The 19,242-nt window shown below is 63.7% G+C and carries 20 protein-coding genes; 10 read left to right on the top strand and 10 right to left on the bottom strand.

The features are described from left to right. Positions 1–173 precede the first annotated feature (173 nt). Genes HBA99_RS03620 through HBA99_RS03610 form a run of 3 tightly spaced genes read left to right on the top strand, consistent with a single transcriptional unit; the run spans position 174 to position 2,939 of the window. Positions 174–1,067, top strand: a complete 894-nt coding sequence (locus HBA99_RS03620; RefSeq protein ID WP_070923811.1) for a 3-hydroxyacyl-CoA dehydrogenase NAD-binding domain-containing protein — start codon at positions 174–176, stop codon at positions 1,065–1,067. Between the two features lie 27 nt (positions 1,068–1,094). Further along, positions 1,095–2,015 carry a hypothetical protein gene (locus tag HBA99_RS03615; RefSeq protein ID WP_070932345.1) on the top strand — a complete coding sequence of 307 codons (921 nt, stop codon included), beginning with the start codon at positions 1,095–1,097 and terminating at the stop codon, positions 2,013–2,015. A gap of 39 nt (positions 2,016–2,054) precedes the next feature. Beyond that, positions 2,055–2,939 carry a 3-hydroxyacyl-CoA dehydrogenase family protein gene (locus HBA99_RS03610; RefSeq protein WP_070931520.1) on the top strand — a complete coding sequence of 295 codons (885 nt, stop codon included), beginning with the start codon at positions 2,055–2,057 and terminating at the stop codon, positions 2,937–2,939. An 8-nt stretch (positions 2,940–2,947) separates the two neighbouring features. Here HBA99_RS03610 and HBA99_RS03605 read toward each other — a convergent pair whose 3' ends face one another. After that, positions 2,948–3,622 (bottom strand): GAP family protein, encoded by a 675-nt coding sequence (locus HBA99_RS03605; protein ID WP_070931521.1) that lies wholly within the window; start codon positions 3,620–3,622, stop codon positions 2,948–2,950. 55 nt (positions 3,623–3,677) lie between these two features. Beyond that, entirely contained in the window at positions 3,678–4,688 is a 1,011-nt protein-coding gene (locus HBA99_RS03600) for an oxygenase MpaB family protein (RefSeq protein ID WP_057969383.1), read from the bottom strand. 74 nt (positions 4,689–4,762) lie between these two features. Between HBA99_RS03600 and HBA99_RS03595 the strand changes: the two genes are divergently transcribed. Continuing rightward, positions 4,763–5,416: a TetR/AcrR family transcriptional regulator gene (locus tag HBA99_RS03595; RefSeq protein WP_057969382.1), complete on the top strand. Its 654-nt coding sequence runs from the start codon at positions 4,763–4,765 to the stop codon at positions 5,414–5,416. Here the strand turns inward: HBA99_RS03595 and HBA99_RS03590 are convergent. Further along, entirely contained in the window at positions 5,373–5,720 is a 348-nt protein-coding gene (locus tag HBA99_RS03590; protein WP_057969381.1) for a hypothetical protein, read from the bottom strand. The genes HBA99_RS03595 and HBA99_RS03590 overlap by 44 nt on opposite strands. A 212-nt stretch (positions 5,721–5,932) precedes the next feature. Here HBA99_RS03590 and HBA99_RS03585 point away from each other — a divergent pair, with 212 nt between their 5' ends. The 4 genes from HBA99_RS03585 (at position 5,933) to phoU (ending at position 11,359) form a co-directional block, all read left to right on the top strand. Then, positions 5,933–6,937, top strand: coding sequence for an acyl-ACP desaturase (locus HBA99_RS03585; RefSeq protein ID WP_030094261.1), 1,005 nt, complete (start codon positions 5,933–5,935; stop codon positions 6,935–6,937). Between the two features lie 11 nt (positions 6,938–6,948). After that, complete coding sequence (dusB, locus tag HBA99_RS03580; protein ID WP_070951564.1) at positions 6,949–8,124, top strand: tRNA dihydrouridine synthase DusB; 1,176 nt, start codon at positions 6,949–6,951, stop codon at positions 8,122–8,124. A gap of 147 nt (positions 8,125–8,271) precedes the next feature. Then, positions 8,272–10,569 (top strand): LCP family protein, encoded by a 2,298-nt coding sequence (locus HBA99_RS03575; protein WP_070923816.1) that lies wholly within the window; start codon positions 8,272–8,274, stop codon positions 10,567–10,569. Positions 10,570–10,681: 112 nt separating this feature from the next. Next, positions 10,682–11,359: a phosphate signaling complex protein PhoU gene (gene phoU / locus HBA99_RS03570; protein WP_070951565.1), complete on the top strand. Its 678-nt coding sequence runs from the start codon at positions 10,682–10,684 to the stop codon at positions 11,357–11,359. 4 nt (positions 11,360–11,363) lie between these two features. On the opposite strand, the gene HBA99_RS03565 is transcribed toward phoU, so the two are convergent. From HBA99_RS03565 to HBA99_RS03535, 7 genes are all read right to left on the bottom strand, one after another. Then, complete coding sequence (locus HBA99_RS03565) at positions 11,364–12,290, bottom strand: NADP-dependent oxidoreductase (protein WP_070950200.1); 927 nt, start codon at positions 12,288–12,290, stop codon at positions 11,364–11,366. Positions 12,291–12,404: 114 nt separating this feature from the next. Next, entirely contained in the window at positions 12,405–13,181 is a 777-nt protein-coding gene (gene pstB, locus HBA99_RS03560; RefSeq protein ID WP_030094256.1) for a phosphate ABC transporter ATP-binding protein PstB, read from the bottom strand. Between the two features lie 10 nt (positions 13,182–13,191). After that, positions 13,192–14,100, bottom strand: a complete 909-nt coding sequence (gene pstA, locus HBA99_RS03555) for a phosphate ABC transporter permease PstA (RefSeq protein WP_057969377.1) — start codon at positions 14,098–14,100, stop codon at positions 13,192–13,194. Then, positions 14,097–15,173: a phosphate ABC transporter permease subunit PstC gene (gene pstC / locus HBA99_RS03550; RefSeq protein WP_070923819.1), complete on the bottom strand. Its 1,077-nt coding sequence runs from the start codon at positions 15,171–15,173 to the stop codon at positions 14,097–14,099. The genes pstA and pstC overlap by 4 nt, the downstream gene beginning before the upstream one ends. A 78-nt stretch (positions 15,174–15,251) precedes the next feature. After that, positions 15,252–16,391: a phosphate ABC transporter substrate-binding protein PstS gene (pstS, locus tag HBA99_RS03545; RefSeq protein ID WP_057965196.1), complete on the bottom strand. Its 1,140-nt coding sequence runs from the start codon at positions 16,389–16,391 to the stop codon at positions 15,252–15,254. A gap of 168 nt (positions 16,392–16,559) precedes the next feature. Continuing rightward, entirely contained in the window at positions 16,560–17,453 is an 894-nt protein-coding gene (mshD, locus tag HBA99_RS03540) for a mycothiol synthase (protein ID WP_070923820.1), read from the bottom strand. Positions 17,454–17,473: 20 nt separating this feature from the next. After that, entirely contained in the window at positions 17,474–18,286 is an 813-nt protein-coding gene (locus HBA99_RS03535) for a winged helix-turn-helix transcriptional regulator (RefSeq protein WP_227457861.1), read from the bottom strand. Here HBA99_RS03535 and HBA99_RS25070 point away from each other — a divergent pair. Together HBA99_RS25070 and lmeA are read left to right on the top strand one after the other, a co-directional pair. Beyond that, entirely contained in the window at positions 18,221–18,361 is a 141-nt protein-coding gene (locus tag HBA99_RS25070; protein WP_227457815.1) for a hypothetical protein, read from the top strand. The genes HBA99_RS03535 and HBA99_RS25070 overlap by 66 nt on opposite strands. Positions 18,362–18,442: 81 nt before the next feature. Continuing rightward, positions 18,443–19,240 (top strand): mannan chain length control protein LmeA, encoded by a 798-nt coding sequence (gene lmeA, locus HBA99_RS03530; RefSeq protein ID WP_030094250.1) that lies wholly within the window; start codon positions 18,443–18,445, stop codon positions 19,238–19,240. Positions 19,241–19,242: the final 2 nt, after the last annotated feature.

The following is a 19,242-nucleotide window of genomic DNA, read 5'->3' as shown; positions in this document are numbered from 1 at the left end:
CATTCTTGGCCTGTACACCATCGACGTGCGACTTATAGCTAGATACGTTGTTCACAGAGTCAGAATCACGTCGATAGAGCACGGTGAGGCGCCACCCGGATTGCCGCCGCACGCGCGGCAAGGCAAGAACCCGAATCTGCCGTTGCTACGCCACACAAGACGCAGGAGGAACAATGAGCGATCAGCAGAAGACCATGGCAGTCGTCGGCGCCGGCGTCATCGGACTGTCGTGGGCACGGCTGGCCCGTGACCATGGGTGGCGCGTTGGCATAACCGATCCCCGCGAGGACCTCGATGCGGTGGTTGAAGCAACCTTCGGCGCAGATGACCCCGACGTGTTCGCCAGCCACACACTCGCCGAGGTCGTCGCCGAAGCAGACTTGGTCCAAGAAAACGGTCCCGAACGCCTAGCCGTCAAGCACGACCTTTTCGGCCAGTTCCTGGAGTCGGCCCCCGAGCACGCGGTGTTGGCCACCTCAAGTTCCTCGATCGGCGCGACGCTCATCGCCGACGGCCTCGAAGCAAGCGACCGCATCGTTGTCGGTCATCCTTTCAACCCGCCCGAGTTGATGCCTCTCGTTGAGGTGGTTCCCGGAGCGCATACGAGTGATTCCACGCTTCGGACCGCCCTCGAACTGTATCGAGCTCTGGGCCGCGCGCCGATCGTGATTCGTCGCGAGGTCCCCGGTTTCGTCGCCAACCGGCTCCAGGTAGCACTCACGCGCGAGGCCCTGTACCTCGTCGCGGAAGGTGTGGTCAGCGTCCCGGACCTCGACTTCGCCCTCCAGAACTCGCTTGGCTTACGCTGGGCCGCAACAGGATTGTTCGAAGGAAACGCACTGGGCGGCGGACCAGAGGGCGCGCGGCATCTGTATAAGGGCCTCGGTGCCGAGGTAGGCAAGATCACGCCGGGAACTCCCCCATCGGACCCACAGATCATCGAACAACTCCTCGATGCAATTGACACCGCGTACGGGACCGGCGACGAGAACTACCACCGGCTACTGACGCGACGCAACGAACGCACCCGTGCGATCTTGGCGGCACTACATCAACTAGATGCCTGAATGGCACGACATCCCAAGGAGAACAGCATGTTTCGACACCTTCTTGCCCTGAATCAGCTCCAGAGGGCGATCCTGAAGTTCCCCGTCCCGGGTGGGGAACCCACCGAATTGGTGACCGAACTCAACGAACTGCCCGACGGCATAGTCGTCGACCCCGCACGGCAGAACATCTACTGGACCAACATGGGCGTGCCCACGCTCACCGACGCCAACCAACCCCTCACCGAGCACAACCTCGACTTCTACGGAAAGAACGGTTCCATCGAGCGAGCAGCCATCGATGGAACCGAGCGATCCTACCTCCTGCCAACAGGAAGTTTTGTTACTGGTAAACAACTTTCGGCGGCGTGGTCACTCGGACGGCTGTACTGGTCCGATCGCGAGGGCGCTGCTGTCCGCAGCGCGCGGCTGGACGGCAGTGACCTACGCGACGAGGTGACCGTCGCGGTGAACGAATCGGACCGCAACATTGTTCGCAATCATTGCGTCGGCGTGGCGGTCGACGAACAAAACGGACTTCTGTACTGGACGCAGAAGGGCCCTACCAAGGGCGGCGATGGACGGATCTTTAGAACTTCCTTGGAGATCCCCTACGGACAGACTCCACAGCACCGAGACATAGAGGTGCTATGGACCGACCTGCCCGAGCCGATCGACATCGAACTAGATCTTGACGCCGGATTGATCTACTGGACCGACCGCGGCGCAGCACCCTCGGGCAATACGTTGAACAGAGCCAAGATTCCTGCACCCGGACAGGGAGGTGGAGAGGTCACGATTCTCGCTTCGGGATTCAGCGAAGCGATCGGCCTGGCAATCGACAAGGACGCCGACATCGCCTACGTGAGCGACATGGCGGGAGAAATCCGGGCCGTCAACCTCGACGGCAGCGGCGATCGCTCGTTCGCGAAAGTCGAAGGCAACCTCACCGGAATCGTTGGAATCTAAACGGAACTCGCCAATCGTCAACATAGATCGGAACAAAAAATGACGTACTCACCCCCGACAAACATCGCCAATCGACCCGTCACCGTCTTGGGAGCGGGCACACTCGGCCGCCGCATCGCCCTCACCTTCGCAACGCGTGGCGGCGCGGTGCATCTCTACGACGTATCCGAGGACTCACTGAAGTCGGCCAAGGAATTCCTCGATCAAAGAATTCCGGAATTGGTCAAGGCCAGAGCCGATGTGGGCGCCACACCGGCGAGTGTCGAGTTCTTCACCGATCTGCCCAGCGCGGTGAAAGACGCTTGGTATGTCGTCGAATCCGTTCCCGAGGTGCAGGCACTCAAAATCGATATCCTCGGCCAGCTCGATGACATCGCCGCACCCGACGCGATCATCGGCACCAACTCGTCGTCCTTCATGAGCAGCGAGCTCATCAGCAAGGTCAAACACCCAGAAAGATTTCTGAACACCCACTACGGCCAGCCTCCCGAAGCGCCGCAGGCCGAGCTGATGACCGACGGGCAGACCGATGAACGGATCTTCGACATCCTTAGTGCAGAGCTGCCTACGCACGGCTTCGTCACCGCCGTCGCACGCACGGAAAGTGTTGGTTTCATCATCAATCGGGTGTGGGCTGCCATCAAGCGGGAAGCCTTGGCCGTCGTTGCCGAGGGCGTTTCGACACCGACAGAATTCGACCGGATCTGGGTCGCGGCACATATGAGCCCGGTGGGTGTGTTTCGCGCGATCGATCAGGTAGGCCTCGATGTCGCGCTGGACATCGAAGAAAACTACATCAAGCACTTCCCTCATATCCCCACCACATCGCGGGACCTTCTGCAGCGATATGTAGATGATGGCAAGCTGGGCGTGAAATCCGGCGAGGGGTTCTACAACGACTACCCGAAGCCGTCACACGGCTGAACACGGCCTCAGGCCAACGCGTGAATTCCGTTGTATAGCACCATCACACCGATCACCATCAAGATGGTGGCCATCAGGGCCGCGTTGTTCTTCTCCATCCAATCCTTGAGCCGGCTCATCGTGTCATCGAGCCGGTGGCCCGCCGCCGCGTAGGCCAGTATCGGGATAGCGACGGTCGAGGCGGCGACAACGACAAAGAACGCCGCTGCCGTCCACCGATCAGCGAGATCCAGCCCACTGGCACCAATCGCCAATCCGGCTGGGACGCAAATGAACAAGACATCCGGCCGCACCAGCACCAGGGCCGTCCCGGTGATCGCCGCCCGGGCCGGGCCGATGGTGGAGAACGTTCGCATCCAGGCCGGTGAGTCGGTGTGATGATGCCGGGTCAGCCATCGATAGATACCGAACAGGATCAGCACCGATCCGAGGACCACCCGCACCCACGAGGCCCAGTTCGGCGCCGATCGGTGTAGCCCGCCGAGTAAACCTGCGGCCGAGACACACAGCGCCGTGAGCGCGGCGAGGCCGAAGAGCCATCCGGCCAGGAAGGCAAGCCCACTCGGCCGTGGCCGTGGCGCTTGCAAGACCAACACTGCCGGGATGACGGTGATCGGCGAGAGCGCGACAACCAATCCGAGCGGAACGAGTCCGGTAAGGACAGAGCCCCAACTTCCTGCCATGAGCAGAAATCATGGCAGGTAGACCGCGCTGTCACCGGCGAAAGACGAACAACGGCTATGACACCTTGGGGTTGTAGTGGTTGGGGCTGCCCCAGGTATCCAGCGGCGGCAGGTTGCGGTCCGGGGTCTGCGGCAGCGGCGCATCCGCCGGTGTACGCCCAACCGCGCGATCCCATCCGGCGCGGGCCCGGGGGTGGCGGCGCTTGCGCTCGGGCACGAACTTGAAGAGCACATTGACGGCCTGCCCGAACTTTCGGTGCCACCATTCGTCGCGCGCAGACCAGGTGTAGCCGAAACGTTCCCGAACGGCCGGGTGGTACAGCCCAACGGTCAGCCAGACAAACATCGGCGCCACCAAACGCCGTTGGAACCGCCACAGCCCCTCGGGAATCCAGGGCGCAAACGGCGGCACCGCCAAAGTGGACAGGTCAAGCACATCGCGCGTGGCCTTGTTGTCCTCTAAGACGTTGGTGCACATGTGATCCCAGTACCCCTGGAAATCCTCCCAGGTCTTCGGCACCGGCCGCATACTCATGCCATACATCCGGTACCACGTGATGTGCTCATCGAAGAGCTGACGCTTCTCGGCCTCACCGATACCGCCGCTGAGCCAGTCTGCGACGACGATCGTGCCCATGAAGAAGGTCGCGTGCGCCCAGTAGAAGACGTCCGGATTAAGTGCGCTGTACCGGCGCCCCTGATCGTCGACTCCCTTGATGTTGACGTGATAGTCGCGCACCTCGGCACCCGTCATCGGTGCGCGATCCCCGTCGAACACGACGCCACCGATCGGATACAACGAGCGCAGGAGCCGCTGCCAACGTTCCCGGAAGAACAGGGAGTGCTGTTCGACGGCCGCGCCCAGTTGTGGATGCATGTTCTGCATGGACCCGGCATAGGGGCCTTGCAGCACCCCACGCCAATCGCCGAAGTACTTCCACGTCAACGATTCCGGGCCGAGCGGCACGGTGGTCGACGAAGCCGCGCCGTGACTCACCGGGCAGCCCGACACGAACGCACCGGATTCCGCGGCAGACTGGGCGAGCTCGGACATATCGTTGACCATTCGGAACGCTCCATTGCAGTTCGACGTATAGTGACAATCAGAGTTGTCAACTTTGATATCAGATTAGGAGGCCCGTGACGAACGGTCAAGCGCAGCGACGTAGCTGGGCGGGTATCTCGGCGGCCGAGCGCGCCGATGAGCGGCGGCGCGAGCTCATGGCAGCCGGCGTGCGGCTACTCGGCGTGAGCCCACGGCCTGCCGTCACCGTCCGTGCCGTATGTCGATCCGCCGGCATGACCGAGCGGTACTTCTACGAGAACTTCTCCGACCGCGACACCTTTGTCCGGGCGGTCTACGACCACGTGGGATTTCGTGCGATCGAAGCGCTCAGCGGCGCGCGGTCGGCACACGAAGGTGTCGACGCGTTCGTCCGGCTGATGGTGGACGAACCCACCATGGGGCGAGTTCTCTTGATAGCGCCGACATTTGAGCCAACGCTCTCGGAGTCCGGTTACGACTGGCTGCCGCGATTCGTCGCGTTGTTGCAGGGAAAGCTCAGCACCAATCTGGCCGACGAGGTGCAGCAACAACTGGTCGCGACCAGTTTGGTCGGTGCGCTGACAAGCCTTTTCAGGGGATACCTGAATGAGGAGCTGAAAGTGGAACGCCAGCGGTTCGTGGACTACTGCGTGCAGATACTGCTACAGGGCGCGAACTCGACGCCGACGACAACGACTGGGACGACTACGCCGCCGCAGACTTCGCCTTCTCCTCGGCAGCCTTCTTAGCCGCCGCGACCTCCACCTTGTAGCAGCGCAGGGTCACATGAACCATCTTTCCGCGGTCGTCTTGACCCTTCTTGACGGTGAATGCTTCCTGGTGCGAGACAAGACAGTCGTCCAGGCCTACCTGATCACCGGAACGGCCGGCCACAACGACCGTGTAGCCCTCACCCTTGAGGGTCGAGGAGGCGTCGCTGTAGAACTGCCCGGTGGTATCGGTCGGACCACCCGCATGGGCCAGCCCCGCCATCGCCAACGAAAAACCCGCACCCGCAACCGTGACAATGGCCGCGTTCACTACCGACTTCACTGGTTACACCTCCATCTTGGGTTGTCAGCAAGCATACTGCGGGTGTACAGGCCTCGCAGCTCGAGCGAGAAATGCCTTCATTCGCACGCCAGAGGACCCGCGGGCACGTTGTTGTGCGCCACAGTCCGTCCACTTGTATGCAACCGTCGTTTACAGATATATTGACTGCAACTTCCAGATACAGATAACTCTGTCGAACCTGAGGGATATCCATGCAGAAGGAATTCACCGACCTGGAGCTGCTCCATGAGCTTGAGCCCGTGGTCGAGGAGAATGTCCATCGCCACCTCGGCGTCACCAAGGACTGGAACCCGCATGACTATGTCCCCTGGTCTGAGGGCAAGAACTACAAGGCTCTAGGTGGTCAGGACTGGGATCCTGAGCAGTCCAAGCTCTCCGAGGTGGCCAAGGTCGCCATGATCACGAACCTGCTGACCGAGGACAACCTGCCCTCGTATCACCGCGAGATCGCCATGAACTTCACCATGGACGGACCGTGGGGCACCTGGGTGAACCGGTGGACCGCCGAGGAAAACCGGCACGGTATCGCCATCCGCGACTACCTGGTGGTCACCCGTTCGGTGGACCCGTTCGAACTCGAGAAGCTGCGCGTGGAGCAGATGACCCGCGGATTCTCCCCCGGCCAGAACCGCCAGGGCGGCGAGGAACTCTTCGCCGAGAGCCTGTTCGACTCGGTGGTGTACGTGACGTTCCAGGAGCTGGCCACCCGCGTCTCGCACCGCAACACCGGCAAGGCCTGCGCCGAGCCCATCGCCGATGAGCTGCTCAAGCGCATCTCCACCGACGAGAACCTGCACATGATCTTCTACCGCAACATGGTCGAGGCCGGTCTCAAGATCGCCCCGAACCAGGCCATGAAGTCCATCTTCCGGGTGCTCGACAACTTCAAGATGCCCGGCTACACGATTCCGGGCTTCCGCCGTAACGCGGTCACCATCGCCACCGGCGGCGTCTACGACCCGCAGTCACACCTCGACGAGGTGGTGCTGCCGGTGCTGCGCAAGTGGCGCATCTTCGATCGTGACGACATCAACGGCGAGGGCGACGAGTACCGCGAGGGTGTCGAACGCATCATCGGTGACCTCAGGAAGACCTCCGAAGACTTCGAGGAAGTCAAAGCCAAGTACCTGGAGCGCCAGGCCAAACGCGCCGAACGCAACGCCGCCAAGGCAGCCAGGGAAGCGGTCAGCGTCTAATCGACTGACACGTGACCGCATCCGTCGACCTCCCGAAGGCCCGATCCCGCGAACTGCGGATCGGGTCTTTGGCATTGCCTAGCCCGGTCGTACTGGCGCCGATGGCGGGTGTCACCAACGTGGCGTTCCGGACGTTGTGCCGGGAGCTCGAGCTGGCCACCACCGGCACCGTGAGCGGACTGTATGTCTGCGAGATGGTGACCGCACGGGCACTCGCCGAACGCCACCCCGTCACCCTGCACATGACGACCTTCTCCCCCGAAGAGTCGCCACGCTCGCTGCAGCTCTACTCGGTGGATCCGGAAACGACCTACCGCGCCGCCAAGATGGTGGTCGACGAGAATCTCGCCGACCACATCGATATGAACTTCGGCTGCCCGGTACCCAAGGTCACCCGAAATGGCGGAGGCGCCGCGCTTCCCTATAAACGGCGACTGTTCGGCCAGATCGTCTCCGCCGCCGTACGGGCCACCGAGGGCACCGACATACCGGTGACGGTCAAGTTCCGCGTCGGCATCGACGACGACCACCACACCCATCTGGATGCCGGAGCCATCGCCGAGGCAGAGGGCGCCGCGGCCGTCGCACTACACGCGCGCACCGCCTCTCAGCGTTACTCCGGGGCCGCCGACTGGAACCAGATCGCTGCACTCAAGAATCACGTCACAACCATCCCCGTTCTCGGGAACGGCGACATTTTCGATGCCTCCGATGCGGTCGTCATGATGGAGCAGACGGGCTGCGACGGTGTTGTCATCGGTCGCGGTTGCCTCGGCCGACCCTGGCTCTTCGCCGAGTTGAGTGCCGTATTCAACGGTCAGACGATTCCCGAGCCCCCGAATCTCGGTCAGGTCACGGACATCATGCGGCGTCATGCGGTGTTGCTCGTCGACCATTTTGGGGAGAACAAGGCGTTGCGCGATATGCGCAAGCACATCGCGTGGTATCTGCACGGCTTCCCGGCCGGTGGAGACCTCCGCCGGGCGCTCGCGCTCGTCAGTACCCTCGCCGAGCTGGACACCCTTCTCCATCAGCTGGACGCCACGGCTCCTTTCCCCGAAGGCGGAAACGGCCCCCGCGGGCGCCAGGGGTCACCGGGCAAGGTGTCGCTACCCGATGGCTGGCTCAATGACCCCGACGATTGCACTGTTCCCTCGGCCGCCGATGTCATGCACTCTGGCGGGTGACGTGGGGTCACATCTCGGTCACTGGGCATGGTGATCTGCGGCAATGCTCAGTAGCATGTGACGACGACCGTGCCCCGGGCACGGCGCTATGTGCTGCCGGTGTGCCGTGTACTTGCAACTGTCCAGACGTTTTAAGCGAGGTTGAACATGGGTGATGGCCCCAACGCCACTCCTGCCCAACCACGCGCATATGGCGCGGCCCCATGGGAACGCGCCATCGAGCCCGTTGGCAGTCATCCTGACATCGACGTGGCGCCGGAACGATCCAACACACCGTGGACACCACCGCCGGCCCTGAATCACTCGCTGCCTGACCCCACCGACGACGAGTGGACCCGGCGCTTGGAGATCGAGCAGTCGGTCCGCGAGACGCTGCGCGCCGAGCCGTCGTCACGTTCTCCCCGGCCCGCACCGGGACAGGCCGCACGGCCTCCCCGACCGGCTCCCAGCGGAGCCAAGCCAACTCCCGCGCCGGAGGAGACCGCGCCGTCGGCACACGAGACCGGCTCGCACTCCCTGTCCGTGGCCGACCTCCTGGCCCGCGAGGGTGCTGGCGGTGGGCGCCGATCGAGGCGGCACGCTCGCTCAGAGGACGAGGACCGCGCCGAGGAGCCCACTCCCGGCCCGATCGCCGACGAGAGCCACACCGATGTCCTGCCGCAGGTGCCGCAGGACATGCCCCATCTCGATCACCACCCCGATGAACACCCCGACTTTGTGGACTACCCGGACGACGCCCCCCTCTATGACAAGGCCGCCGCGGGCCGCGTACGGGCATCGAATCTGGACGACAACATCGACACCCGCGCCATTCCGATCCGGGTGGGCAATCCGGAAGCCTCTGTTCGGGAACCTGAACCCAAGCGCTCGCGGCGGCCCATCTACCTCGGACGCTCCATCGCCGCCGTCGTCGCGGTGTGCTCCCTGGCGCTGACCGGCGGTGCGTGGCAGTGGAGCAACGTCAAGAACAACCGACTCAACCGCGTCGAGGCGCTGGACCCCAACTCTCACGATATTCGCGATCCCAACGCTCAATACGGCGACGAGAACTTCCTGATCATCGGCGTGGACACCCGGGCAGGCGCCAATAGCAACATGGGAGCCGGAGACACCTCCGACGCCGAGGGCACCCGCTCGGACACCATCATGTTGGTCAACATCCCGGCGAACCGTAAGCGTGTCGCGGTGGTGTCCTTCCCGCGTGATCTGGCGATCCAGCCGACACTGTGCGAGGTCTGGAACGAGGACACCCGGTCCTACGGACCCGATAAGGCATACACCGAAACCAAACTCAATTCGGCATTCGCATACGGCGGACCCAAGTGTCTGGTCAAGGTCATCCAGAAGATGTCGGGGTTGAACATCAACCGCTTCCTCGGGGTGGACTTCGCCGGCTTCTCCAAGATGGTCGACGCGCTCGGCGGCGTCGAGGTGTGCACGCCCACGCCGATCGAAGACTACGAGCTGGGCACCGTGCTGGAAAACGCTGGGCGCCAAACGATTGACGGGCACACCGCCCTGCAGTACGTGCGCGCACGCCAGGTCACCACCGAATACAACGGCGACTACGGACGCATCAAGCGCCAGCAGTTGTTCCTGTCGTCCCTGCTGCGTTCGATGATCTCGCACAACACGTTCTTCTCGTTGAGCAAGCTCAACAACGTGGTGAACACCTTCATCGACGACTCCTACGTCGACAACATCAGGACCAAAGACCTTGTGGACCTGGGGCAGTCGCTCCAGGACGTGAAGGCCGGCCGAATCACCTTCCTGACGGTGCCGACCGACGGCACCGATTCCGAAGGCAATGAGACGCCCCGCACCACGGATATCCGAAAGATCTTCGACGCCATCATCAATGACGATCCGCTGCCCGGCGAGCTGCAGCCCGACGGCACCCGCGTTCCGATGCCCGGCACCACCACCCAGGACACCACGTTGGCGTCCAGCGAGCACGGAGCAGCAAGCGAGCTCGGCGAAACATCCACCGCCACACCAACTCCGGCCGCCACACCAAGCGAGCCCGTCGATCTGGTAACCACCGAGCCCAGCGAGATCAATGTGCACGTGTCCAACAGCACGGGCCAAACGGGCCTGGCAGCGTCGGCTGCGAGCCAATTGACCCACTATGGATTCGGCATCACCACTACCGATGACTATCCGTCCGCCCTGCCCTCCACCACAGTCTTTTTCTCGCCGGGGCACGAGCAGCAGGCCGCGACCGTTGCCGCCTCCTTCGGCGGTGCCAAGCTCCAGCGAATCAACGGCGCGCAAACCACCGTGCGTGTGGTCCTGGGCAGTGACTACGCCTCCACCGCGAACTTGCAGGCTCCGCCCGCCGCCGGCTCGACCGTGCCGTTACAGCTGTCCTCGGGCGCGATGGCGCCCGCCGAGCTCCCCATGGACCTGACGGTCGTCAATGCCGGCGACGCTACCTGCGGATAGTCCGTCTATTTAGACGCTGATCTCAGTTTCTTTCACGGAACCTGTGGCGGCATTCACTCGCCGTTCACGCCAGGGCCATGACTCAACGACGGCGGGTCCGTAGGCTTGATCCATGCGTACCGCGTTTCAGGAGCAGCTGTCCTCACTATCGGCACAGCTGGGGGAGATGTGTGGGTTGGCCGGAGCCGCCATGGAGCGGGCCACTCGTGCACTGCTGCAGGCCGATCTCGTGCTCGCCGAGCAGGTCATCTCCGACCACGAGCAGATCACCGCGATGAGCGCCGCCGCCGAGGAGAATGCCTTCGCCATCTTGGCCCTGCAGGCTCCCGTGGCCGGAGACCTCCGCGAGGTTGTCAGCAGCATCCAGATCGTCGCCGACGTGGACCGGATGGGCGCTCTGGCGCTGCACGTCGCCAAGATCGCCCGGCGCCGCCATCCGCAGCACGCACTGCCCGAAGAGGTCAACGGATACTTTGCCGAAATGGGCCGCGTCGCGGTCGATTTGGGTAACAGTGCGCAAGAGGTGCTGCTGACTCGCGACCCGGAGAAGGCCGCTCGCATCAACGAGGAAGACGATGCGATGGATGACCTGCACCGGCATTTGTTCACCGTGCTCATGGACCGCGAGTGGAAGCACGGAGTGGCGGCCGCCGTCGACGTGACGCTGCTGGGCCGCTTCTACGAGCGCTTCGCCGATCACGCGGTCGAGGTCGCCCGCCGGGTCATCTTCCAGGTAACCGGCGCCCTGCCGCCCGAGGGACAGGGCCACGACCACCTGACGTCGCTCTGAGCGGCTAAGGCACCAAAACGATCTTTCCCCGGGTGTGCTGCCGCTCTAGAAGTTCGTACGCATTGCGCACCTCGTCCAGCGGGAACGTCTGCGCGACAATCACATCCAGCTTTCCGTCGACAATCAGTGCGGCCAGCTCGGCGAGCACCTGCGCAGAGGCGCCTTCGGCGTTTCCCACACTTTGCACGCCGTATCGCTCGATCGCCGCGAAATCGATGATGGTGTCGATTCGCCGCAGCTCCACTCCAAGCTCATTGAGCGCCAGCTCCACGTAGCCCCCGCCGAAGAGGTCGAGGAAGGCGTCGACCCGCCCCTCGGGCGCTGCTGCCTTGATGCGGTCCGCCAGCCCGTCGCCGTAGTTGACCGGGATGACGCCATGCGCGGTGAGCCACTCGTCGTTACCCGGCCCCGCGATACCGATCACGGTCGCACCAGCGGCCTTGGCGAGCTGTACGGCGATGGTGCCCACTCCACCCGCCGCGCCAGAGACGGCAACCACGTCACCCGGAGCCAGATCAACCGAGCCGACCGCGGCGTAGGCGGTGGTACCCGCGACGAACAGACTGCCCGCCACCTCCCACGACAAACTCTCGGGCTTGGTCACCAGCTGGCTGGCCGGAACAACGACGAGCTCGGCGTGACTGGCCCGATCGTCGGTATAGCCGAACACCTCGTCCCCTGGTGCAAAACGCGCCACGCTGTGGCCGACCTCCACCACGACACCCGCCAGGTCGCTGCCCTGCCCGGAGGGGAAGGTGGCAGGGAAACGGTCGTGCAGCATCCCGGTACGGATCTTCGCCTCACCGGGGTTGATTCCCGCGGCCCGCACCTGCACAAGCACGTCCGTGGGCCCGGGTGCTGGACGCGGCACCTCACGCACCTGCAGGACATCGATGTCGCCGTACTGGTCGAACTGCACTGCCCTTGTCATGCCGACTAAGACAGTGGCACGGCCCTAGGTATTCCGCCGAGTCTGCGTCTCACGACGTTTCGAGGCACAAAACCGTCGTGAGATGCAGACTCGGCGCCAATCGTGCGATCTGGATCAGCCGAAACGACCGGAGATGTAGTCCTCGGTGGCCTTCTGGCTGGGGTTGGAGAAGATCTTCTCGGTGTCGTCGATTTCCACCAGCATGCCCGGCTTGCCTGCGGCCTCCAGGTTGAAGAACGCGGTCTGATCACTGACGCGGGCGGCCTGCTGCATGTTGTGCGTGACGATGACGATGGTGAACTCCTGCTTGAGCTCGGAGATCAGATCCTCGATGGCCAGCGTGGAGATGGGGTCCAAGGCCGAGCACGGCTCGTCCATCAGCAGCACGTCCGGCTGCACGGCGATGGCTCTGGCGATGCACAGACGCTGCTGCTGACCGCCGGAGAGCCCGCCGCCCGGGCGGTCGAGACGGTCCTTGACCTCGTTCCACAGGTTGGCGCCCTGCAGCGAACGCTCAGCGACCTCGTCAAGGGTCTTCTTGCTGCGCACACCCTGCAACCGCAGGCCGGCCACCACGTTGTCGCGAATCGACATGGTGGGGAATGGGTTTGGCCGTTGAAACACCATGCCGATGGTCTTACGCACCGACACCGGGTCAACCCCGGCACCGTAGATGTCGGCTCCATCGAGCAGCACCGAACCCTCGACGCGGGCACCGGGCGTCACCTCGTGCATCCGGTTGAGGGTGCGCAGCACCGTCGACTTGCCGCAACCGGACGGGCCGATGAACGCCGTCACGCTGCGGGGCGGAACCGACAGCGCGACATCCTGAACGGCATGAAACTTGCCGTAGTAGATGTTGACGTCCTTGAGATCGAGACGCTTGGCCATGACTACCTTCCTAGACCTTTTTGGGCGCGAAGAAACGCGAAATGAGTTTGGCGATCACGTTGAGAATCGCGACCAACAAGATGAGGGTGAGGGCAGCGCCCCAGAGCCGGGACTCGGCAAGACCCACCACCGAACCACTGCGCTGATCGAGCATCATGCCCGGGAGTGAGGCCATCTCCCCGCCGAACATGTCGTAGTTGATCAGCTTGCTGTAACCGACGAGCACGAGCAGCGGCGCGGTCTCGCCCATGACGCGTGCCAGCGCCAGCATCACACCGGTGACCACACCCGAGAGTGCCGTCGGCAGCACGATGCGCGCGATGGTCTTCCACTTGGGCACGCCCAGGGCAAAGGAGGCTTCGCGCAGATCATTCGGGACGATCTTGAGCATTTCCTCCGAGGAACGCACCACCACCGGAATCATCAACAGCACCAAGGCCAGTGAGACCGCAAGGCCCGACCGCGGCAGCCCGAGCGTGGCCACCCACAGGGCGTAGATGAAGAGCGCGGCGACGATGGACGGCACACCGGTCAGGATGTCGACCATGAACGTGGTGACCTTGGCCAACCGGGAGTTCGCACCGTACTCGACCAGGTAGATGGCCACGAAGATGCCGATGGGCACCGAGATGATCGCGCAGAACAGACCTTGGAACAGCGTGCCGACGATGGCGTGATAGGCACCGCCGCCCGCGATCCGGTTGGTCATCATGTTCTGCGATTTGAACCACCAGTCCGCACTGAGGACGGCGGTGAATCCACGGTCGAACACCGTGTACAGCACCCACACCAGCGGGATCAGCGCGATCAGCACCGCGGCCGAGACCAACACCGTGGCAAGGGCGTTGGTGGCCTTGCGCCGGCCCGAGAGCGGATGGAAGGCGGGCTCCTTCACGGGCCTGTCGAGAGTCGAGGTCATGCCCGGCCCTTTCCGCCGACGACGGCACGGGCCGCCGAGTTCACCAGGAATGTCAGCACGAACAGCACCAGCCCCGCCGCGATGTATGCTCCGGCCTCTAGTTCGTTATTGAATTCCGATGCGTTGGAAGCGATATGGGTTGCAAAGGTGCTTCCGCTGTCGAACAGCGACCATCCGAACGCCACCGAGGTGCCCGACAGGATCAGCATCAGCGCGATAGTCTCGCCCAGCGCACGGCCGAGCCCCAGCATGGAACCGCTGATATATCCGGAGGTACCGAAAGGAATGATGGTGGTGCGCACCACTTCCCATTTGGTGGCACCCAGCGCAAGCGCGGCCTCGATCTGCCCCTTGGGGGTCTGAATGAAGACCTCGCGCGTCACGGCCGCGATGATCGGCAGGATCATCACCGCCAGCACAATGCCGCCGGTGAACAGGTTGCCGCCGCCTCCGATGTTCACGGGGCTATCGGCGAAGAGCGGGATGAATCCGAGATTTCTGTTGAGCCACAGGGCAACCGGCGCGATCGCCGGAGCCAGTACGTAGATGCCCCACAGGCCGTAGACGATGGACGGCACCGCGGCCAGTAGATCGATGACGTAGGCAAGCGGACCACGCACCCGCGCGGGTGCGTACTCGGTCAGGTAGATCGCGATGCCCAGAGCCACCGGCATCGCGAGTAAGAGCGCGAAGACCGAGACGAAGACGGTGACCTGGAACAGATCGAGCACGCCGAATTGCATGTGCGCCGTGTCGTCAGTGCGCCATGGCCCGTTGTAGAGGAAGAAGTTCTCGTCGTCGTTACTCAGCGCCGGCACGGCACGCAGGATCAGGAATACGGCCACCAGACCGATGAGCGCGACAACAAATACACCTGACCCCTTGGCGAGTCCGGAGAAGATGCGGTCGCCGGGACGGGTGACCGTCTTCGTGACCGTATTGGTGGCCTTGGCGGGTGGCTGATGGTCGCCCTCGTCGCTCATGGGTTGTGGCTTCTCCTCGAAGACCGATCCGTCAAGATCCGCCGGACGGGCTACCCCCACGGGATCGATCCCGCTGGTCTGGCTGCTCATTGAACTCGCTGTCTATGTCGTTGATGGTACGTCCCCACCCGGGTCACCCAAGCTCACCGGGTGGGGACGAATCAGCTGCTAAGAGAGCGCCTTGATGGCCGTCTCCAGACGGGACTTGAACTGCGTGGGCAGCGGGGCGTAGCCGACATCGGCCAGACCCTTCTGGCCCTGGTTCACCGCGACCGTCAGGAACGACTTCACCGCGGCGGCGACGTCAGCGTCCTTGTAGCCCTTGGAGCAGACGATCTCGTAGGTGGCCAGCACGATCGGGTAGGCACCGGCTGTCTTGGTCCCATAGATCGAGGCCAGGTCCAGCTTGAGGTCGTTGCCCTCGCCCGCGAACTTGGCGGTCTCCACCGAGGCGGCAGCGGTCTCCGGGGTCAGCGCGACGGCGCCGGCACCGCTGTCGATCTGGGCGTACGGCATCTTGAGGTCGTCGGCGTAGCCCTTCTCCACGTAGGTGATGGCACCGGGCAGAGCCTTGACCTTCTCGGCCACACCCGAGGACTTCTCGGCGCTCTCACCGGCGCCGCCCTCCCAGGTACCGCTGCTGCCCTTGGTCCAGCTCTCCGGCGCGGCGGTGGTGAGGTACTTGCCGAAGTTCTCACTGGTACCGGACTTGTCCTTGCGGTACACGGGGGTGACCTTGGTGTCCGGCAGCGTCACACCCGGGTTGAGGGCGGCGATGGCCGGGTCGTTCCAGGTAGTGATGGCGCCGGTGAAGATCTTGGCGGCCGCGTCCGCGTTCAGAACCAGCTTGTCGACACCGGGAAGGTTGTACGCCAAGGCAATTGGGCCGAAGACGACGGGCAGGTTCCACGCCTCGTTGCCGCTGCAGCGCTCCTTTGCCTTGCCCGCTTCTTCTTCGGACAGCGCCGAGTCGGAGCCGCCGATGTCGACCTGTCCGGCGATGAAGTTATCGCGTCCCTTACCCGAGCCGGTGGGGTTGTAGTTGATCGACTTGCCGGAGCACGCGGTCGAGTACTCGTTGGCGAAGATGTCGAAGGCGTTCTTCTGGGCCGACGAACCCTCGGCGCTCAGCTTGGCCTTGCCCGCACACTCACCCGAGCCGGAAGCAGCGCCCGATGCGCTCGAGGAGGAGCCTCCCGTGGTGTTGTCGCTGCCGCAGGCGGCGAGGCCGGCGGTCAAGGCGACCGCGGCGGCTGCCGCGAAGATCGTGGTGCCGGTGCTTTTAAGATTCACGGCCTTGAGGTTCACGGCTCTCGCTTTCTCGCATGAGTGATGGGAAGACGGGTGATGGGGGTGGATCTTCTACGCGCACCCCGGAAACTAAAGGCAGACGATGGACGGGCACCCGACCGCAGGTGAACGGAAAGTGAACTCACAGACTTGACAGTCCGGTCGTTATCGCAGGTAAACGCCTTGTCAGGCCCGACCGTATGCCGCGTCGGTGTGGAACACCGCAAATCCCAGCCGCTCATACGTCCGCAGGGCCGCGCCATTGTCCGACTCGACGTACAGCAACACGGTGCCCAGACCGGCGTCAGCCAGATGGTGCAGCCCCACCAGAGTCAGCAGATGGCCTAGCCCCCGCCCCTGCGCGGCTGGGTCAACCCCGACGACGTACACCTCGCCCACTCCGGGCTTGTCCAAATGCGTTTTGGTCCAATGAAATCCGAGAAGATCGCCGGTTTGCGCGTCGTGCGCGAGGAACAAACCACCCGGATCGAACCACGGTTCGGCAAACCGGGCGGACAGATCGTCCTGACCCCAGCCTCCCTGCTCCGGATGCCAGGCGAATGCGGCATTGTTGACCCGCAGAATATCCGAATCATCTTGCGGCCCAGCATAATGGCGGATTACGACACTCGCATCGGCGGAGATGGCAGGCAGATCTGCCAGCGGTCGGCGCATCTGGTGCAGTCGCCGCAACGCGACCAGTCCGAGCGTCGCGGCCAGTGCGCGGGCGGGCGGAAGGTCGCCATGCGCCCAGATCCGGGTACCGTCACCGCCCTCCGCGAGGGCAAGCCGGATCATCGCCGAGCCGATTCCCCGGCGCCGTGCCCCCGGCGCGACCACCAATTCGGCCATCGCCGTGGCATTCTCGTCGGCGGCGCCCTCATCGGGCAGCACCAAGTTCAGGTACCCCGCCACATCGTCGCCGTCCTCGGCGACCAGATGCTTGGCCCCGGTTCCACGCAGTTCCCGCAGCACCTGCTCCCCCACCGGGGCAATGCCGTCGACGCGAGTGGCCTCGACGATCAACTCACGTATCTGCAATTGGCGCTGATCATCAAGAAGCGGGACCCATTCGGTCATACCGCCACGCTAGTCGTGATTCAGCCCGCGTTGCGCGCCCCTGGTTCGGCGGTGATGTCCTCGTCGGCGCCGTCATCATCCACGTCATCGAGCACGTCGTCGTCCAGTTCAGCGTCGTCATCAGAGTCCACGGCACCGGCACTCTCGGATCCGCCGGCATCACCCTTCGCGCGCGGCGGGCGCACCGCCTTGTAACCGACATTGCGCACGGTGCCGATGAGCGATTCGTACTCACCGCCCAGTTTGGCGCGCAGCCGTCGCACATGGACGTCCACGGTGCGGGTGCCACCGAAGAAGTCGTATCCCCACACCTCTTGAAGCAGCTGGGCCCTGGTGAATACCCGGCCGGCATGCTGCGCCAGATACTTGAGCAGCTCGAACTCCTTGTAGGTGAGGTCGAGCGGGCGGCCACGCAACCGCGCGGTGTACGTGCCCTCATCGATGACCAGTTCGCCGAGCACCACCTTGCTGGCGTTCTCCACGTTGACCGCGCCAGCACGGCGCCCCACCAGCAGACGCAGCCGCGCGTCGATCTCGGCGGGTCCCGTCCCGGGCAGCAGGATGTCGTCCAGACCCCAGTCGACGTTGACTGCCACCAGGCTGCCTTCGTTGACCACGGCGACCACCGGAACCGAAGATCCGGCCGCGCCCAGCAGTCGGCACAGTCCGCGCGCCGACGCCAGATCGGTGCGCGCATCGACGATCGCCACGTCGGCGGAGCCCGCCTCTAACAGCGAGGACACCTCGCTGGGCACTGGTCGCACGGTATGGGCGAGCAGCGACAAGGACGGCAGCACCGCGTCCGGATTTGGGTCAGCGGTCAGCAGCAACAGGTCCAACGAGCCCTCCAACACCCGGGTGCTTCGGTCTCCAGGTGTTCCATAATGTACCGCGCCACCTGCTTGTAAGCGTGGATGAGCCGCCTGCATGAACACCAGCAGTCCGTGGCCGAGAACCGCGAACGCGCGGGAGTACGCCAGAATGTGCAGATGCGCAAACCCCTGATCGCCACTATCGCGGCGGTATGTGCACTGGCAATCGTGGCCACCGGCACCGATTTCGGGTTTGCGATTTACGCCGAATACCGGCTGTCCCGGACCCTGCGCGCCGAGGCGAACCTGAGCTCCGATCCGTCCGTCGCCATCTTGGTGTTCCCGTTCATCCCCCAGGCTCTGGCGCACCGGTACAAGGAAGTAGAGATCAAGGCGCATGGCGTGGACCACGCCGAAACGGGGAAGGCAACGCTGGAAGGCACGCTGCACGGCATCGATATCTCCCAGGCGTCCTGGTTGATCCGCCCGGACTCCCCGCTGCGGGTGGATCGGGTGGAGAGCCGGATCATCATCGACTCCAATCACCTGGGTCGATTCATGGGGATCAACGACCTCGCCGTCGAACCACCTCCGAAAGAACAGAACGACGCCACCGGCGGCACCACCGAATCGGGCATCTCCACCGGAACCGGTCTGCTGTTCACCGGCACTCCGAAGACGGGTGATTTCCAACATAAGGTGACCGTGTCCGTAGACGTCTCCGTCGGGGGACGCGACAAGACAGACCTTCAGTTCGTCGCCACATCCGTGGTCACAGGCCCGGGAACGGCCGACCGCGACGTGCCCGAGGAACAGCAGGCGGGTGTGTTCGCCGCGTTCACCAAGGTTGTCCCCCGGCAGAAGCTCCCCTTTGCTATCGAACCAACAACGGTCGGCGCACGTGGATCAGATGTGATCATCGAAGGTATCGCCAAGGGAGTAACCATCTCCCTGGACGCGTTCAAGCAGTCATGACG

The organism is Mycobacteroides chelonae, from assembly GCF_016767715.1.
GTDB lineage: Bacteria > Actinomycetota > Actinomycetes > Mycobacteriales > Mycobacteriaceae > Mycobacterium > Mycobacterium gwanakae.
This window is presented reverse-complemented; position numbering and strand designations above follow the sequence as displayed.

What these genes read in the sequence shown, in the direction of transcription:
- phoU (WP_070951565.1), top strand. Translation starts at nt 10,682, where the DNA reads ATGCGTACCGCGTTTCAGGAGCAGCTGTCCTCACTATCGGCACAGCTG.
- HBA99_RS03610 (WP_070931520.1), top strand. Translation starts at nt 2,055, where the DNA reads ATGACGTACTCACCCCCGACAAACATCGCCAATCGACCCGTCACCGTC.
- mshD (WP_070923820.1), bottom strand. Translation starts at nt 17,453, where the DNA reads ATGACCGAATGGGTCCCGCTTCTTGATGATCAGCGCCAATTGCAGATA.
- lmeA (WP_030094250.1), top strand. Translation starts at nt 18,443, where the DNA reads ATGCGCAAACCCCTGATCGCCACTATCGCGGCGGTATGTGCACTGGCA.
- HBA99_RS03605 (WP_070931521.1), bottom strand. Translation starts at nt 3,622, where the DNA reads ATGGCAGGAAGTTGGGGCTCTGTCCTTACCGGACTCGTTCCGCTCGGA.
- pstA (WP_057969377.1), bottom strand. Translation starts at nt 14,100, where the DNA reads ATGACCTCGACTCTCGACAGGCCCGTGAAGGAGCCCGCCTTCCATCCG.
- HBA99_RS03600 (WP_057969383.1), bottom strand. Translation starts at nt 4,688, where the DNA reads ATGGTCAACGATATGTCCGAGCTCGCCCAGTCTGCCGCGGAATCCGGT.
- pstB (WP_030094256.1), bottom strand. Translation starts at nt 13,181, where the DNA reads ATGGCCAAGCGTCTCGATCTCAAGGACGTCAACATCTACTACGGCAAG.
- HBA99_RS03620 (WP_070923811.1), top strand. Translation starts at nt 174, where the DNA reads ATGAGCGATCAGCAGAAGACCATGGCAGTCGTCGGCGCCGGCGTCATC.
- HBA99_RS03565 (WP_070950200.1), bottom strand. Translation starts at nt 12,290, where the DNA reads ATGACAAGGGCAGTGCAGTTCGACCAGTACGGCGACATCGATGTCCTG.
- HBA99_RS25070 (WP_227457815.1), top strand. Translation starts at nt 18,221, where the DNA reads ATGGGCGAGCAGCGACAAGGACGGCAGCACCGCGTCCGGATTTGGGTC.
- HBA99_RS03615 (WP_070932345.1), top strand. Translation starts at nt 1,095, where the DNA reads ATGTTTCGACACCTTCTTGCCCTGAATCAGCTCCAGAGGGCGATCCTG.
- HBA99_RS03575 (WP_070923816.1), top strand. Translation starts at nt 8,272, where the DNA reads ATGGGTGATGGCCCCAACGCCACTCCTGCCCAACCACGCGCATATGGC.
- HBA99_RS03585 (WP_030094261.1), top strand. Translation starts at nt 5,933, where the DNA reads ATGCAGAAGGAATTCACCGACCTGGAGCTGCTCCATGAGCTTGAGCCC.
- pstC (WP_070923819.1), bottom strand. Translation starts at nt 15,173, where the DNA reads ATGAGCAGCCAGACCAGCGGGATCGATCCCGTGGGGGTAGCCCGTCCG.